This is a genomic window from Methylobacterium sp. Leaf118, assembly GCF_920984675.1.
Lineage (GTDB): Bacteria > Pseudomonadota > Alphaproteobacteria > Rhizobiales > Beijerinckiaceae > Methylobacterium.
Map to the genome: position 1 here is coordinate 88,384 of NZ_CAKLBV010000011.1, position 13,325 is coordinate 101,708.

Here is a 13,325-nt window from a genome sequence, read left to right on the forward strand (position 1 = left end):
CCGCCATCCCGGAGGGATCAACCGGATTTGGTATGAGGCCCGGCCAAGGTCCTACCAGGCGAACGGATCTCCTGGCCGCGCGCGAGGAGAGGGCTTCGGGCCGCGCACAGGGCATGATGCGTGCAGGGTTCTCCCCCTCCGGCAGGCGCCTTTGGCGACCGATCGACCGGGAGGGGGCAGCGCCGCCACCCATCCGGTCGGACCAAGAAAAGTCTACGCCTCGACCGTCGTGCCGGGCTGGGCCGTCATCGACCCCTCCGGCACCAGCCCGCCGCCGGCCGCGCGCAGGGCCCTCCGCCGCCGCCAGGGGCGCCAGGCATCGGCGGTGCCGGCGGGATCACCGAGGTGGAAGGTCTCGACGAGGCGGGCGATGGGCCCGCGGGGGGAGGGCACGAGGGGGCACAGGCGCGGCGCGGGCATCAGAGCGGGATCGTCGAGGACGGCTCGCAGGGAGCCGCGCGCCCGCACGGCCTCCGCGAAGGTATCCGTGGGGCAGCCGCCGTGATGGCCGAGCAGGGCATGGAGCACACGGTCGAGGGCCGCGCGCCCCCGCGCATCGCCTTCGGGAATCTCGATCGAGAGATCGCACTCGGTGTCGTAGCCGAAGGAGCGGTTGTTGAGGTTGGTCGAGCCGATCCGCAGGAAGCGGCCGTCGATGATCGCGACCTTCGAATGGATCAGGATCGGCCGGCCCTTCGGCGTGTGCGGTGCGACGATCCGCAGGCGTCCGAAACGGTCGGCCCGACGCAGGCCCGCGATCAGGCCGCGGCGGGCGCTGTCCATGGTCAGGCGGTCGAAGCCGTTGGGGCTGCGCTCGGACAGGACGATGACGATCTCGGGGCCGTCCGGCTCGGACAGGCGCGCCCGCAGGGCCTCGGCGGCGAGCGGCGCGGCGAGGTACTGGTTCTCGAGATAGATCGTCTCCCGGGCGCCCCGGATCGTCGCGAGGTAGAGGGCGGCGTTCTCGGTCACGGCCGACCGGCCGTCCACCGCGGGCTCGGTGCGGGAGAGGGCGACCTCGACCTCGGTGAGGAGCGGGGCGACGGCCTCCGGCCAGGGGTCGCTCGCCCGGTCCGGATCGGCCAGCGGATGCGAGAAGACCTCGCCGGTGGCCCGGCGCCAGCGCTCGTGGGCGAGTTCGCTGAGCGCCCCCGCGGCGGGGCCGTCGACCAGCATCATCACGTCGTGCCGGGGCGGGTATTCCTCGCCCGACGGCAGGCGGCGGCGCGGGTCACGGTCGCGGTGAGCGGGGGTGTCCCAGCGATTCACCTCGAAATCGCTGCCGCCGCAGAAGGCGATCCGATCGTCGATCACGAGGATCTTCTGGTGCTGGCAGGCGCCGAACGGCAGCGTGCCGTCGATGCGGAAATCGATGTCGGGTCCGAGGCTCTCCCGAACGGTGTCCGGCGTGTGGTCGTTGCCCGCCGAGATCGGCCAGGGCATGTCCCAGATCAGGATGCGGATGGCGAGTTCCGGCCGCTCGGCCTTCAGCGCGCGCAGCAGGTGGGCCATGCTCTCCCCGGCCTCCGGATCGGAGGGGGAGGGCAGCAGGCGCACGCGCGGGTCGAAGCTCCAGCCGATCAGGGTGATGCTCGCCCGCGCCTTCACCAGCGCGCTCCGGGCGGCGGCGAAATAGGCCGCCCCGTCATGGAGCACGGCGACACGCTCCGCACGCTCCCGCCGCCAGCAGGTCACGCCCGGCCGCAGCCAGTTTCCGGAAACCGGAGCCCCTTCGCCCGCCTCGATGTCGCGCCTCATGCGAATTCCGATCGCTCCCCACCTGCCGCGTCCGCCGGAACGGAATGCCCCTCGCGCCGCTCCGACGCCCCCCCTGGTCCCGCCTCGAGCTTGGCCTTGACCCGCCGTCGGGTCAGTTCGACGGCGACGACGGTCGCCACGAGGCCGAGGCCGAGGCCGAGGGTGATCCAGTGGGTCGGCTCGTCGCTGCCCGCCCGGCGGCCGATCGCCCCGAGATAGACGCAGACCACCGTGCCCGGCAGCATCCCGATCACCGTCGAGACCAGATAGGCCGTGGTGCCGACATCGGTCACGCCGAGGGCGTAGTTCTGCGCGTTGAAGGGCACGAACGGGCTCAACCGCATCAGTGTGAGCAGCCGCCAGCCGCCGTCGCCGACCGCCTCGACGGTGGCGCGCAGGCGCGGCTTGCGGTCGATCAGCCGTCGCAGCCGATCGCGGAACAGGTAGCGGGCGGCGAAGAAGGCGAGCCACGAGCCGAGGGTCGCCGCGACCAGCACCACCGGCATCACCGCCCAGCCATAGGCCACGGCCCCCGCGATGGTGAGCGGCGTGCCCGGCACGACGAGGAGCGTGGCGAGGAAGAACAGGGCGCCGAAGATCAGGAGCCCGTAGGGGCCGAAGCCGTTGGCCCAATCCGAGAAGGCGCGCAGCCACGCATCGACGGGCAGGAGAGACCAGGCCCCCACGGCCAGGGCGGCGGCGGCCGCCGTCACAAGCCAGGTGCGGGCCCAGTGGCGGGCGTTGTCCATGATCGCGTGCTGCTCGGAAACGGTTACGCTCGACAAGTCCGGGGGCCGCCGAGTCGTTCCCGGATGTCCCCTCCGTCCCGAAGCGAAACGCCGGCCCGAACGCCGTCACCAGCCGTCGATCATTTCCTTGATGCGGGCGGCGAGCGTCTCCATCACGAAGGGCTTGGTGATCACCGCCATGCCGGGCTCCAGATGGCCGTTGCCGACGACGGCATTCTCGGCATAGCCCGTGATGAACAGGACCTTGAGGTCCGGCCGCCGCTCGCGGCCGGCATCGGCCATCTGGCGGCCGTTCATGCCGCCGGGCAGGCCGACATCGGTGACGAGCAGGTCGATCCGCACGTCCGATTGCAGCACCTTGAGGCCGGCGGGCCCGTCCGCGGCCTCGATGGCGGTGTAGCCGAGATCCTCCAGCACCTCCGTCACCAGCATCCGCACCGTCGGCTCGTCGTCGACGATCAGCACCGTCTCGCCCTGCTCGGCCCGGGGCGCCGAGGCGAGGTCGGGATGCGGCTCGACCGCGTCCGCCGCGCCGTAATGGCGGGGCAGGTAGAGGCACATGGTGGTGCCCTGGCCGACCTCCGAGTAGATCCGCACCTGCCCGCCGGACTGGCGCACGAAACCGTAGATCATCGACAGGCCCAGCCCCGTCCCCTGGCCGATGGGCTTCGTGGTGAAGAACGGGTCGAACGCCTTGGCCTGCACCTCCGGGCTCATGCCGGTGCCGGTGTCGGTCACGCAGAGCGAGAGATACTGGCCGGGCTCGAGGTCGCGGGCGCGGGCGCCGTGCCCGTCGAGCCATTTGTTGCCGGTCTCGATGGTGATGCGCCCACCCTCCGGCATGGCGTCGCGGGCGTTGATGCACAGGTTCAGCAGCGCGTTCTCGAGCTGGCTCGGATCGATGAGCGCCGACCAAAGCCCGCCCGCCGCCACCACCTCCAGGGTGATCCCAGGCCCGATGGTGCGCCGGATCAGCTCCTCCATGCCGGCCACCAGCCGGTTCACGTCGGTGGGCTTCGGATCGAGCGTCTGGCGGCGGGAGAAGGCGAGCAGCCGGTGGGTCAGGGCGGCGGCGCGCTTCGAGGCGCCCTGCGCGGCGTTGACGTAGCGGTCGATCTCCGTGAGCCGCCCCTGGGCGAGGCGGGTCTGCAGCAGCTCGAGCGAGCCGGAGATGCCGGTCAGCAGGTTGTTGAAGTCGTGGGCGAGCCCGCCGGTGAGCTGGCCCACCGCCTCCATCTTCTGCGACTGGCGCAGGGCCTCCTCGGTCCGCATCAGCTCGGCGGTGCGCTCGGCCACCTGCTGCTCCAGGCCGGCATTGAAGGCCTCCAGCTGGGCCTTGGCGCGCAGCTCCGCCTCGATGTTGCGCGCCTCGATCACCGTGCCGACCGGCCGCCCGTCGGCGTCGCGGATCGGGCTCGCCGTGAAGGCGACGGGGTAGAACGTGCCGTCCTTGTGGACGAAGATCTCCTGGCCCTGCTCCTGGTTGTTCTCCGGGAAGGCTTGGTCGATCGGGCATTCGTGGAGCGGGTAGGGGGTTCCGTCCGGCCGGGTGTGGTGGACGACGTCGTGCAGCGTCTTCCCCTGGGTTTCCTCCAGGGTGTAGCCGGTCAAGCGCTCGGCGGCCCGGTTCATGTAGGCGCAGTGCTGGCGCTCATCCATCATGAAGACGGCCTGGGTTGCGTTGCCGAGCACCGCGTCGAGGCGGCGGGTCGTCTCGACAAGCTGCTCCTCGATCGCCTTGCGGGCGGTGATGTCGATCGCCGTGCCGACGACCCGCAGGCAGCGCCCGCTGCCCCCCGGGGCGTCGTCGAACACGCCGCGCCCCTTGGCGGCGACCCAGCGCACGACGCCGTCCTCGCGGCCGATCGTGCGGTACTCGACGTCGTAGAGGGCGCGCCGCTCCGGATCGGCGGCGGCGGCGTAGGCGGCACTGGCCTGCTCCCGGTCCTCCGGATGCAGGCCGGCATAATAGTCGTCCATCGAGACCGGCCTGTCGGGCGCGATGCCGAACATCGCCTTGACCCGGGCCGGCCAGTACAGCGTGCCGGCCACCGGATCGACGTCCCACAGGCCGACCTCGGCGTTCTCGACGGCGAGCCGCTGGCGCTCCTCGCTCTGCGCGAGCGCCAGTTCGGCGGCGCGGCGCTCGTCGATGTCGACCACCGAGCCGATATAGCCCAGGAAGTCCCCATCGGCGGAGAAGCGCGGGCTCGCGGTGTCGATCGCCCAGCGGTGGCGCCCGTCGACGTGGCGCAGGCGGTATTCCAGGCGGAACCCCTCCCGGCGGGCATTGGCGGCGAGGAAGGTCTCGCCGGACCAGCCGCGGTCGTCCGGATGGACGGCGTCGAGCCAGCCGAGGCCCAGCGCCTCCGCCTCGGTCTGGCCGGTGAACTCGTACCAGCGCCGGTTCAGGTAGAGGCAGGCCCCCTCGGCGTCGGTCACCCACATCATCACGGGGGCGTCGTCCGCCATGGCGCGGAAGCGGGTCTCGCTCTCGGCGAGGGCGGCGGTGCCGCGCACCCGCTCGGTGACGTCGGAGCCCTCGACGAAGACGCCGGTGACCGAACCGGCCGCGTCCCGCATCGGCTGGTAGGCGAAATCGAGGAAGCGGGGCTCGGGCGCCGCGCCCGGCTCGCGCAGGAGCACCACGGGCGCGGCGTGGGCGGTGAAGCCCTCGCCCGTGCGGAAGACGGCGTCGAGGCGCTCGAAGAAGCCCTGCCCCTCGACCTCGGGCAGGGCCTCGCGCACGGGTCGGCCGAGGATGTCGCGGTCGGCCACGAGCCGGCGATAGGCGGGGTTGGCGAACTCGACGACGTGATCCGGGCCGGTGAGCACGGCGACGAAATTCGGGGACAGGGCGAACAGATGCGTCAGCCGCTCCCGCTCCGCCCGGGTCTGCCGGCCGGCCTTCACGGCGGCGGTGGTCTCGGCGCAGGCGCAGAACATGCCGGTCACCGCCCCGGTCTCGTCCCGCACCGGGGTGTAGCCGAAGGAGAAATGCGTCTCCTCCGGGAAGCCGTTGCGGTGCATCACGAAGGCGATGTCGTCCATGTGGACCGCCTCGCCCGCATAGGCGCGCGCCAGGATCGGCTGCACCTGATCCCAGATGTCGTGCCACAATTCCTCGAACGACCGTCCGAGCGCCCGGGGGTGGCGCGTGCCGCACATCGCGGCGTAGCCGTCGTTGTAGAGGGTGGTGTGCGCCTCCCCCCAGACGATCAGCATCGGCTGGTGCGATCCGAGCATCAGCCCGACGAGGGTCTTGAGCGCCGGCGGCCAGGCCTCCGGGAGGCCGAGCGGGGTCGCCGCCCAGTCGAGGGCACGCATCAGGGCGCCGGTCTCACCGCCGCCGTCGAGGAAGGAGGGCCGTCCGGTCACGCCGCGGCCTCCGCAGGCGGGCGCCGTCCGTCGGCCAGTGCGGCGGGGGCGGGAGGGCAGCGAAGCAGGGGGCGCACCATGGAGGACGTCGGCAAGGGGAAGCGGGACCGTTCGAGAGCGTTCAACGCGGCGGCGGGCCAGGGGTGCCATCGGTCGCACCGAACCGTGACGGATCCGTCCGGATCGGCAGTGAGACCACGAATGCGCACAAAGCACGGCGCGCCGGTCGATCCGCCGCTCCGGACCCGGCTTGCACGGGCCTGAGCCCCGCGACAGCATCGCGCGGACCTCTCAACCCGCTCGGAGACCCGGCGTGGACGCGCTGCCTTCCTTCTACGACGATCTCGACGGCTTCCGCACGGAGGGGTGGCGGCGGCTCGCCGGTGGGGCGCAGGACCGCCGTGGCCCGTTTCACACCCCCGCCCTGGCGACCGTCGACGCGGCCGGACGGCCACGGCTGCGGACGGTGGTGCTGCGGGGGGCCGATCCGGAGGCCGGCACCCTGCGCTTCCACTGCGACGCCCGCTCGGACAAGGCCCGCGAGATCGGCGCGGGATCGGGCGCCGCCCTCCACGTCTACGATGCGGGGGCCAAGCTTCAGCTGCGGGCGGAAGGGAGCGCGCGGCTCCATCGCGGCGACGCGCTGGCGGAAGCTGCCTGGACGGGCGCGCAGGCGATGAGCCGCGTCTGCTACGGCATCGATCCCGCCCCCGGCACGAGGCTGCCCGCGGGCGACGCTTACACCCTGCCGGGGGAGACCCCGGAGGCGGAGATCGGCCGCGAGAATTTCTGCGCCGTGGTGGTGCGGGTGGCGCGCCTCGACCTCCTTTACCTCGACCGGCGGGGCCATCGCCGGGCGGTGTTCGCGCGCGACGGCGACGGGTGGACCGGGAGCTGGGTGGCGCCTTGAGGCGCCGTCCCGAGAAGCGGACGCCGGCTCTCGGGCCGATCCGGCGCGGGATCCGGGAGAGCCGGCCCGGATCCGCGCTCAGGCCGATTGACCTAGGACAGCGCCCGCATCCGCGCGAACCCGGCGTCGAGATCCGCCTTCAGGTCCTCCGGGTCCTCCAGTCCGATATGGAAGCGCAGGGCAGGCCCGCCGGATTGCCAGCGGGTGGCGGTGCGGTACGGGGTCGGATCGAACGGGATGACGAGGCTCTCGAAGCCGCCCCAGGAGAAGCCCATCCCGAACAGTTCGAGCCCGTCGAGGAAGGCGGCAAGCGCCTCTTCCGAGACCGGGTTCAGGATCACGCCGAACAGGCCCGAGGCGCCGGAGAAGTCGCGGGTCCAGATGGCGTGGCCGGGATCGTCGGGCAGGGCGGGATGGAGCACCCGCAGCACCTCCGGACGGGCCTGAAGCCACTGGGCCATGGCCAATCCGCGGGCACCGTGCTCGCGCAGCCGCAGGCCCATCGTCCGAAGCCCCCGCAATCCCAGGAAGATGTCCTCGGGGCCGGGGCAGTTCGCGAAGTGCTCGTAGGTGCGCTTGAGGGCCGGATAGTGCTTCGCGTTGGCCGAGACGAGGCCGAGCAGCAGGTCGGAGCCGCCGCTGAGATACTTGGTGCCAGCCTCCACCGCGAGATCGACGCCGCGCGCGTGCGGCGGGAACAGCAGCGGGGTCGCCCAGGTGTTGTCCATGACGACGGTGCCGCCGCGGGCGTGCATCGCCTCCGCAATGGCCGGCACGTCCTGCATCTCGAAGGTCTGCGAGCCCGGCGCCTCGACGAGCACCGCGCGGGTGTTGTCGCGCATGAGCGCGCCGATCCCGGCCCCGACCAGGGGATCGTAATACTCGACTTCGACGCCGTATCGCTTGAGCACCCCGTCGCAGAAGATGCGGGTCGGGCGGTAGGCAGAATCGGTCACGAGCAGGTGGTCGCCCGCGCTGACGCAGGTCATCAGCGCCAGGGTCAGGGCCGAAAGGCCCGACGGCGCCAGCACCGTGCCGGCCGCCCCCGCGACCTCGCTCCAGGCCTCGCACAGGGCGTCCATGGTCGGCGTGCCGGACGTCCCATACTGATACTGGCCGCGCCGGTGCTTGATGTCGTCGTAGGTCGGGAACAGCACCGTCGAGCCGCGGTAGATCGGCGTGTTGACGAAGCCGTGCTGGCCGGACGGATCGCGGCCCGCGAGCACGAGGCGGGTGTCGGCGCCGAAGCGGTCGCGGTCGCGGGGAGGGGTCTTGGACATCGGCCTCGGGCAGGCGGGAGGATGGAACGCGCTGCCCTTTCAGCCTCTCGGCCCCCGGAGCGTCAAGGCGTCTGGAGCCGTGCCTCATCACGTTGAACCGTGACCACGACTCTCCGCCTTTGTTTTGGCACTCTCAACTTGAGTCGAACCAGCATCCCCATCGGCGGAGAGCCTTCGAGTTGAGGAGCGCCTCGACCCCATCCTGACGAAGCACCTCGCGAAGCCGCCCGACAGGCCGGGGAGTGCGAACCCGATCCGTTGGGGCGCGACGTCCAGACGCGGCGCCCGTTCGGGACGCCGGGGCCGCTGGGCCGGATCGAGAATGCCGTCCCACACCCGTCCCACACCCGTCCCCTGGCGGCACCTTCCCACAATCACGGGAGCCGAAGCGGGCGGTGCGAGGGGCCGGAGCGCCCGTCGTCCGCCCTCGCACCGGGAGGAGATCAGCCCCGCTCGCCCTCCGGGTCGTCGGCCGCCGCCTCCTCGTAGGCCTGGAGCCAGGCCGCGCGGTCCTGCGAGCCTTCCGGATAGGGGCAGGTCTCGATGGCCTTGCCGTAGAGCCGCGCGTTGCGCCCCTGGATGAAGGGGCTGTCGCTCGCCGTCGCCTGCACGTTCATGGTGGGGTTCCTCGTCGCTGTTGTCCTGAAAGGAGCCGGCCCGGGGCCGGCCCCACGTTCGGTTCGTTAACAGGGGCGGCGCTAACCTTGTTTCCGGGGTCGGCGTATCGGCTCCGCGTACGTGTCTGCGTTTCGGGAAGCGTTCCTCGTGAGTCTGTTGCGCGTCCTCGCCTTCGGCACGATCACGGGCCTCGGCAGCCTCAGCGTCGCGCTCGTCAGCGCCGACCGGCTGGCCCATACGGCGGCTCCGCCCGCAGCCCCGAGCCTGCGCGCCGCGATCCCGTCCGCCCCCGAACCCACCACCACCGGCAGCGTGAGCGCGGGCCCCGTCAAGGCCGGCACGGTCACGCAAGGCCCGGCGACGCCCGAGCCGCCCAAGGGCCGCATGGTGAGCGGCTTCGACACCGAGCGTCTCAACGCGCTCATGCGCGGCGAGGCCGCCCCGGCCGCCCGCAAGCGCTGACCGGCGGTCCGAGCCGGGCTACAAGCGGCCCCCGCCGCGCCGCCGGCCGGAGCCGATCCGGGGAGCCGTCTTGGGCCTGATCTACGCGCTCGCTGCCTATCTGAGCTGGGGACTCGTCGTCCCGGTGCATTTCCGGCTCCTCGCCGGCCTGCCCTCCGAGACGATCCTGGCCCAGCGCATCGTCTGGTCGGCGGTCTTCGTCACGGGGCTGATCGCGCTGCTGCGCCGCAGGCTGGCCAACCCGTTCCCGCTGCGCCCGCGCCACGCCCTGCTCGCGGTCTCCGCGGGGCTGATCGCCGTGAACTGGCTGCTCTACCTGCGGGCGGTCGAGACCGGGCACATGCTCGATGCGAGCCTCGGCTACTACATCAACCCGCTCGTCTCGGTGGTGCTGGGCGCGGCCCTCCTCGGCGAGCGCCTGCGGCCGGTGCAGGGGATCGCCGTCGGCCTCGTGGTCCTGGGCGTCGTGATTGCGGTCGTGATGGCGGGGCGGCTGCCGCTGCTGTCCCTCGGGCTCGCGGTCAGCTTCGCGCTCTACGGCCTGATCCGGAAGGTCGTCGGCGTCGACGGCATGGTCGGCTTCTGCGCCGAGACGTTTTTGTTGTTGCCCGCGGCGTTGGGTTACCTGCTGCTCTCGGAGACCGAGGTTCCCGACGACCCGTGGACGATGGTGCTGCTGATCCTCACCGGCGTGACCACGGCGCTGCCGCTGATCTGGTTCGCCGCCGCGGCGACCCGGCTCACCCTCACCAGCCTCGGCCTGATGCAGTATCTCGCCCCGACCGGCCTCATGCTGCTCAGCACCCTGGTCTACGGCGAGACCCTCACCGCCGACCGCATCGTGCTGTTCGTCATGATCTGGCTGGCGCTCGCGCTCTACGCCACCGATGCGATCCGCCACGGCCGCAGACAACGGATCGCCCCGCAGGAGAAGGTCCGATGAGCCGGCTCAACCGCATCACCGATCTCTCCGGGATTCGCGTCGGCCAAGCGGGCGACGCGCGGGTCGCCAGCGGTGTCACCGCGCTGATCTTCGAGAGGCCCTTCGTCACGGCGGTGGACGTGCGCGGCGGCGGGCCCGGAACCCGGGAGACGGACCTGCTCGACCCGGCCGCCACCGTGCCCGCCGTCGATGGGCTGGTGCTCTCGGGCGGCTCGGCCTTCGGGCTCGACGCGGCCGCCGGCGTGGTGGCGTGGCTCGCCGAGCGGGGGCGCGGCTTTGCCGTCGGCGAGGCGCGGGTGCCGATCGTGCCGAGCGCGATCCTGTTCGATCTCCTCAACGGCGGCGACAAGGCCTGGGGCCGGTTCCCGCCCTATCGCGAGCTCGGCCACGCGGCGGCGGAGAATGCCCAGGACGGCGCCTTCGCCCTGGGCTCGGTCGGCGCCGGACTCGGCTGCCGCACCGCCAATCTCAAGGGCGGGCTCGGCTCGGCTTCGGCCGCGGTGGCGGGTCTCCGGGCCCAGGTCGGCGCGCTCGTCGCCGTCAACGCCTTCGGCCGGGTGACGATGGGGCAGGGGCCGCATTTCTGGGCCGCCCCGTTCGAGCGGGACGGCGAGTTCGGCGGCCTCGGCCTGCCCGCGGCGATGCCGGCGGACGCCCTCACCTGGCCGCGGGAGGCGCGGCCGGGGGCGAACACGACGCTGGCCGTCGTCGCCACCGACGCGGTGCTGACGAAGGCGCAGGCCAAGCGCCTCGCCATCGCGGCCCATGACGGCCTCGCGCGGGCGATCCACCCGGCCCACACGCCGCTCGACGGCGACGTGGTGTTCGCGGTCTCGACCGGCGCGGTGCCGCTCGCCGACCCGATCGCCGACCTCGCCCGGCTCGGCGCCGCCGCGGCCGACACCCTGGCCCGTGCCGTGGCGATCGGGGTCCACGCGGCGACGCGGATTCCGAGCCTCGACCTTCCGGCCTGGCGGGAGCTTTAGCCGTTCGGGATCGCAGTCGGATCCTTCCTTCGGAAGAAGGCGGGGCAGCGTCCCGCCTTCCTTTCACCAGAGCTCCGCCCCGGACCCGCGAAAGGACTTGGTCCTTTCGAAACCTCGACTCTGCGGAGCAGATTACAGGTTCGTGTAGTTCGGCCCGCCCGGTCCTTCGGGCGTGACCCAGTTGATGTTCTGGTTCGGGTCCTTGATATCGCAGGTCTTGCAGTGGACGCAGTTCTGCGCGTTGATCTGGAACCGCACGCCGTCGGAGGCCGCCTTGTCCTCGACCCACTCGTAGACGCCGGCCGGGCAATAGCGGCCGGAAGGGCCGCCGTAGACGTCGTGCTCGGAGGTCTTCTGCAGGCCCAGATCCTTTACCTTGAGGTGGGGCGGCTGGTCCTCTTCGTGATTGGTGTTCGAGAGGTAGACCGACGAGAGCCGGTCGAAGGTCAGCTTCCCGTCGGGCTTCGGATAGGTGATCGGCGTCACCTCCGCGAGCGGCTTGAGGCATTCATGGTCCGGCTTGCCGTGGGAGAGCGTGCCGAACACCGAGGCCTCGGCGATCGTGTTGGTCCACATGTCGAGGCCGCCGAGGCCGACGCCGACCAGGGTGCCGTATTTCGACCAGAGCGGCTTGACGTTGCGCACCGGCTTGAGGTCGCGCCCGATCGGGCTGTCACGCCAGCCCTGGTCGTAGGCGGTGAGCTCGTCGCCCTGGCGGCCCTGGGCCAGCGCCTCGAAGATCGCCTCCGCCGCCTGGATCCCCGAGAGGATCGCGTTGTGCGAGCCCTTGATGCGCGGCACGTTCACGAAGCCCGCGGAATCGCCGACGAGGCAGCCGCCGGGGAAGACGAGCTTGGGCACCGACTGCCAGCCGCCCTCCATGATGGCGCGTGCGCCGTAACCGATGCGCTTGGCGCCCTCGAAGACCTCGCGGATCATCGGGTGGGTCTTGAAGCGCTGGAACTCCTCGAACGGCGACAGGGTCGGGTTCTCGTAGTTGAGGTGCGTGACGAAGCCGACCGAGAGGAGGTGGTCGTCGAAGTGATAGAGCCACGAGCCGCCGCCGGCCTTGTTCGGCAGGGGCCAGCCCATGGTGTGCTGGACGAGACCCGGCTCGAACTTCTCGGGCGCGAGCTGCCAGAGCTCCTTCACCCCCAACCCGTATTTCTGGTGGTCGCTGTTGCGGTTGAGGCCGAACCGATCGATCAGCGTCTTGGTGAGGGAGCCGCGCGCGCCCTCGCCGAACACCGTGTACTTCGCGCGCAGTTCCATGCCGCGGGTGAAGTCGTCCCGCGGTTCGCCGGTGCGGGAGATGCCGAGATCGCCGGTGGCGACGCCGACCACCGCGCCGCGGGCGTCGCTGAGCACTTCCGAGGCCGGGAAGCCCGGATAGATCTCGACGCCGAGCCCCTCGGCCCTGGCACCGAGCCACTTCACGGTGTTCGAGAGCGAGCCGACGAAATTGCCGTGGTTCGACAGAAGCTTGGGGAAAAACACGTTCGGCAGGGTGAGGCCGCTGTTCTTGGTCAGGAACAGGAACTCGTCGCGCTCCACCGCGGTCTTGAGGGGGCGGTCGGGGTCGTCGCGCCATTCGGGCAGCAGCGTGTCGAGGCCGAGCGGATCGACCACGGCGCCGGAGAGGATATGCGCGCCGACTTCACCGCCCTTCTCGACGACGACGACGGAGATCTCCTCGCCCTTCTCCACGGAAAGCTGCTTGAGGCGGATCGCCGCCGCGAGGCCTGCGGGCCCGGCGCCCACGATCACCACGTCGAAATCCATGCCTTCGCGTTCGGGCAGCGCCATCCTCGTTCCTCCTGCGGCCGCGCGCCCCGCGCGTCGGCCCGCTTCACGGTCAAGATGTCTCTCAAGCGATTCCAAGGTAGGAAGGCAAGGCCGTCCGGGTAGCGGCAGACCCGCGCGGCAGCGGCGCACATTGTGGTGTGCGCAAATCCGCCCGCGGCGATCCGTTCGGACCGGACCACGTTGTCCACAGGGCGCCCTCGCGCCACATGGAACCTGATGGAACCCATGAGCGCGAGCGACGCGAACGCCGACACCAGGGCGGACCTGATCTCCTACCTCGACTTCCACGTCGAGGCCGGCGTCGACGCGGCCCTCGACGAGCGCCCGCACGACCGCTTCGCGGAGGCCGAGCCGGCGGCGCCGGAGGCCGCCCCGGCCCCGCCGCGACGGGAGCCGGCTCCGCGCCCCGCCCTTGCGGGCCAGGCGGGCCAGGAT

The 13,325-nt window shown here is 71.7% G+C and carries 10 protein-coding genes and 1 pseudogene; 5 read left to right on the forward strand and 6 right to left on the reverse strand.

Going from position 1 to position 13,325, the window contains the following annotated elements; all coding sequences use genetic code 11:
• Nucleotides 1–213 precede the first annotated feature (213 nt).
• The 3 genes from LW587_RS07275 to LW587_RS07285 form a co-directional block, all read right to left on the reverse strand.
• Complete coding sequence (locus LW587_RS07275; RefSeq protein WP_232628916.1) at nt 214–1,758, reverse strand: phospholipase D-like domain-containing protein; 1,545 nt, start codon at nt 1,756–1,758, stop codon at nt 214–216.
• Nucleotides 1,755–2,507, reverse strand: coding sequence for a TVP38/TMEM64 family protein (locus tag LW587_RS07280; protein ID WP_232628933.1), 753 nt, complete (start codon nt 2,505–2,507; stop codon nt 1,755–1,757). Before LW587_RS07280 ends, LW587_RS07275 begins: the two co-directional genes overlap by 4 nt.
• A gap of 105 nt (nt 2,508–2,612) precedes the next feature.
• On the reverse strand, nt 2,613–5,834 hold the full coding sequence (locus LW587_RS07285; protein ID WP_442919098.1) for a PAS domain S-box protein: 3,222 nt from the start codon (nt 5,832–5,834) through the stop codon (nt 2,613–2,615).
• Between the two features lie 364 nt (nt 5,835–6,198).
• Between LW587_RS07285 and LW587_RS07290 the strand changes: the two genes are divergently transcribed.
• Entirely contained in the window at nt 6,199–6,795 is a 597-nt protein-coding gene (locus LW587_RS07290; RefSeq protein WP_232628918.1) for a pyridoxamine 5'-phosphate oxidase family protein, read from the forward strand.
• Between the two features lie 92 nt (nt 6,796–6,887).
• Here the strand turns inward: LW587_RS07290 and metC are convergent, their stop codons facing one another.
• Together metC and LW587_RS07300 are read right to left on the reverse strand one after the other, a co-directional pair.
• The gene (gene metC, locus LW587_RS07295; protein WP_232628919.1) at nt 6,888–8,075 is read right to left on the reverse strand and encodes a cystathionine beta-lyase; all 1,188 of its coding nucleotides are present in this window, start codon (nt 8,073–8,075) and stop codon (nt 6,888–6,890) included.
• Nucleotides 8,076–8,518: 443 nt separating this feature from the next.
• Nucleotides 8,519–8,692 carry a ribosome modulation factor gene (locus LW587_RS07300; RefSeq protein WP_232628920.1) on the reverse strand — a complete coding sequence of 58 codons (174 nt, stop codon included), beginning with the start codon at nt 8,690–8,692 and terminating at the stop codon, nt 8,519–8,521.
• Between the two features lie 148 nt (nt 8,693–8,840).
• Here LW587_RS07300 and LW587_RS07305 point away from each other — a divergent pair, with 148 nt between their 5' ends.
• From LW587_RS07305 to LW587_RS07315, 3 genes are all read left to right on the forward strand, one after another.
• Nucleotides 8,841–9,155, forward strand: a complete 315-nt coding sequence (locus LW587_RS07305) for a hypothetical protein (RefSeq protein WP_232628921.1) — start codon at nt 8,841–8,843, stop codon at nt 9,153–9,155.
• A 70-nt stretch (nt 9,156–9,225) separates the two neighbouring features.
• Nucleotides 9,226–10,098: an EamA family transporter RarD gene (gene rarD / locus LW587_RS07310; RefSeq protein WP_232628922.1), complete on the forward strand. Its 873-nt coding sequence runs from the start codon at nt 9,226–9,228 to the stop codon at nt 10,096–10,098.
• Nucleotides 10,095–11,084 (forward strand): P1 family peptidase, encoded by a 990-nt coding sequence (locus tag LW587_RS07315; protein WP_232628923.1) that lies wholly within the window; start codon nt 10,095–10,097, stop codon nt 11,082–11,084. Before rarD ends, LW587_RS07315 begins: the two co-directional genes overlap by 4 nt.
• Before the next feature lie 132 nt (nt 11,085–11,216).
• On the opposite strand, the gene LW587_RS07320 is transcribed toward LW587_RS07315, so the two are convergent.
• The gene (locus LW587_RS07320) at nt 11,217–12,890 is read right to left on the reverse strand and encodes an electron transfer flavoprotein-ubiquinone oxidoreductase (protein ID WP_232628924.1); all 1,674 of its coding nucleotides are present in this window, start codon (nt 12,888–12,890) and stop codon (nt 11,217–11,219) included.
• A gap of 216 nt (nt 12,891–13,106) precedes the next feature.
• Between LW587_RS07320 and LW587_RS07325 the strand changes: the two are divergent.
• Nucleotides 13,107–13,325: pseudogene (locus LW587_RS07325) on the forward strand (uracil-DNA glycosylase); the annotation flags it as partial.

Bases quoted from the DNA above. Each gene is read 5' to 3' on its own strand.
- LW587_RS07275 (WP_232628916.1), bottom strand. From the start codon at position 1,758: ATGAGGCGCGACATCGAGGCGGGCGAAGGGGCTCCGGTTTCCGGAAAC.
- LW587_RS07280 (WP_232628933.1), bottom strand. From the start codon at position 2,507: ATGGACAACGCCCGCCACTGGGCCCGCACCTGGCTTGTGACGGCGGCC.
- LW587_RS07285 (WP_442919098.1), bottom strand. From the start codon at position 5,834: ATGCGTGCCCTCGACTGGGCGGCGACCCCGCTCGGCCTCCCGGAGGCC.
- metC (WP_232628919.1), bottom strand. From the start codon at position 8,075: ATGTCCAAGACCCCTCCCCGCGACCGCGACCGCTTCGGCGCCGACACC.
- LW587_RS07300 (WP_232628920.1), bottom strand. From the start codon at position 8,692: ATGAACGTGCAGGCGACGGCGAGCGACAGCCCCTTCATCCAGGGGCGC.
- LW587_RS07315 (WP_232628923.1), top strand. From the start codon at position 10,095: ATGAGCCGGCTCAACCGCATCACCGATCTCTCCGGGATTCGCGTCGGC.
- LW587_RS07320 (WP_232628924.1), bottom strand. From the start codon at position 12,890: ATGGCGCTGCCCGAACGCGAAGGCATGGATTTCGACGTGGTGATCGTG.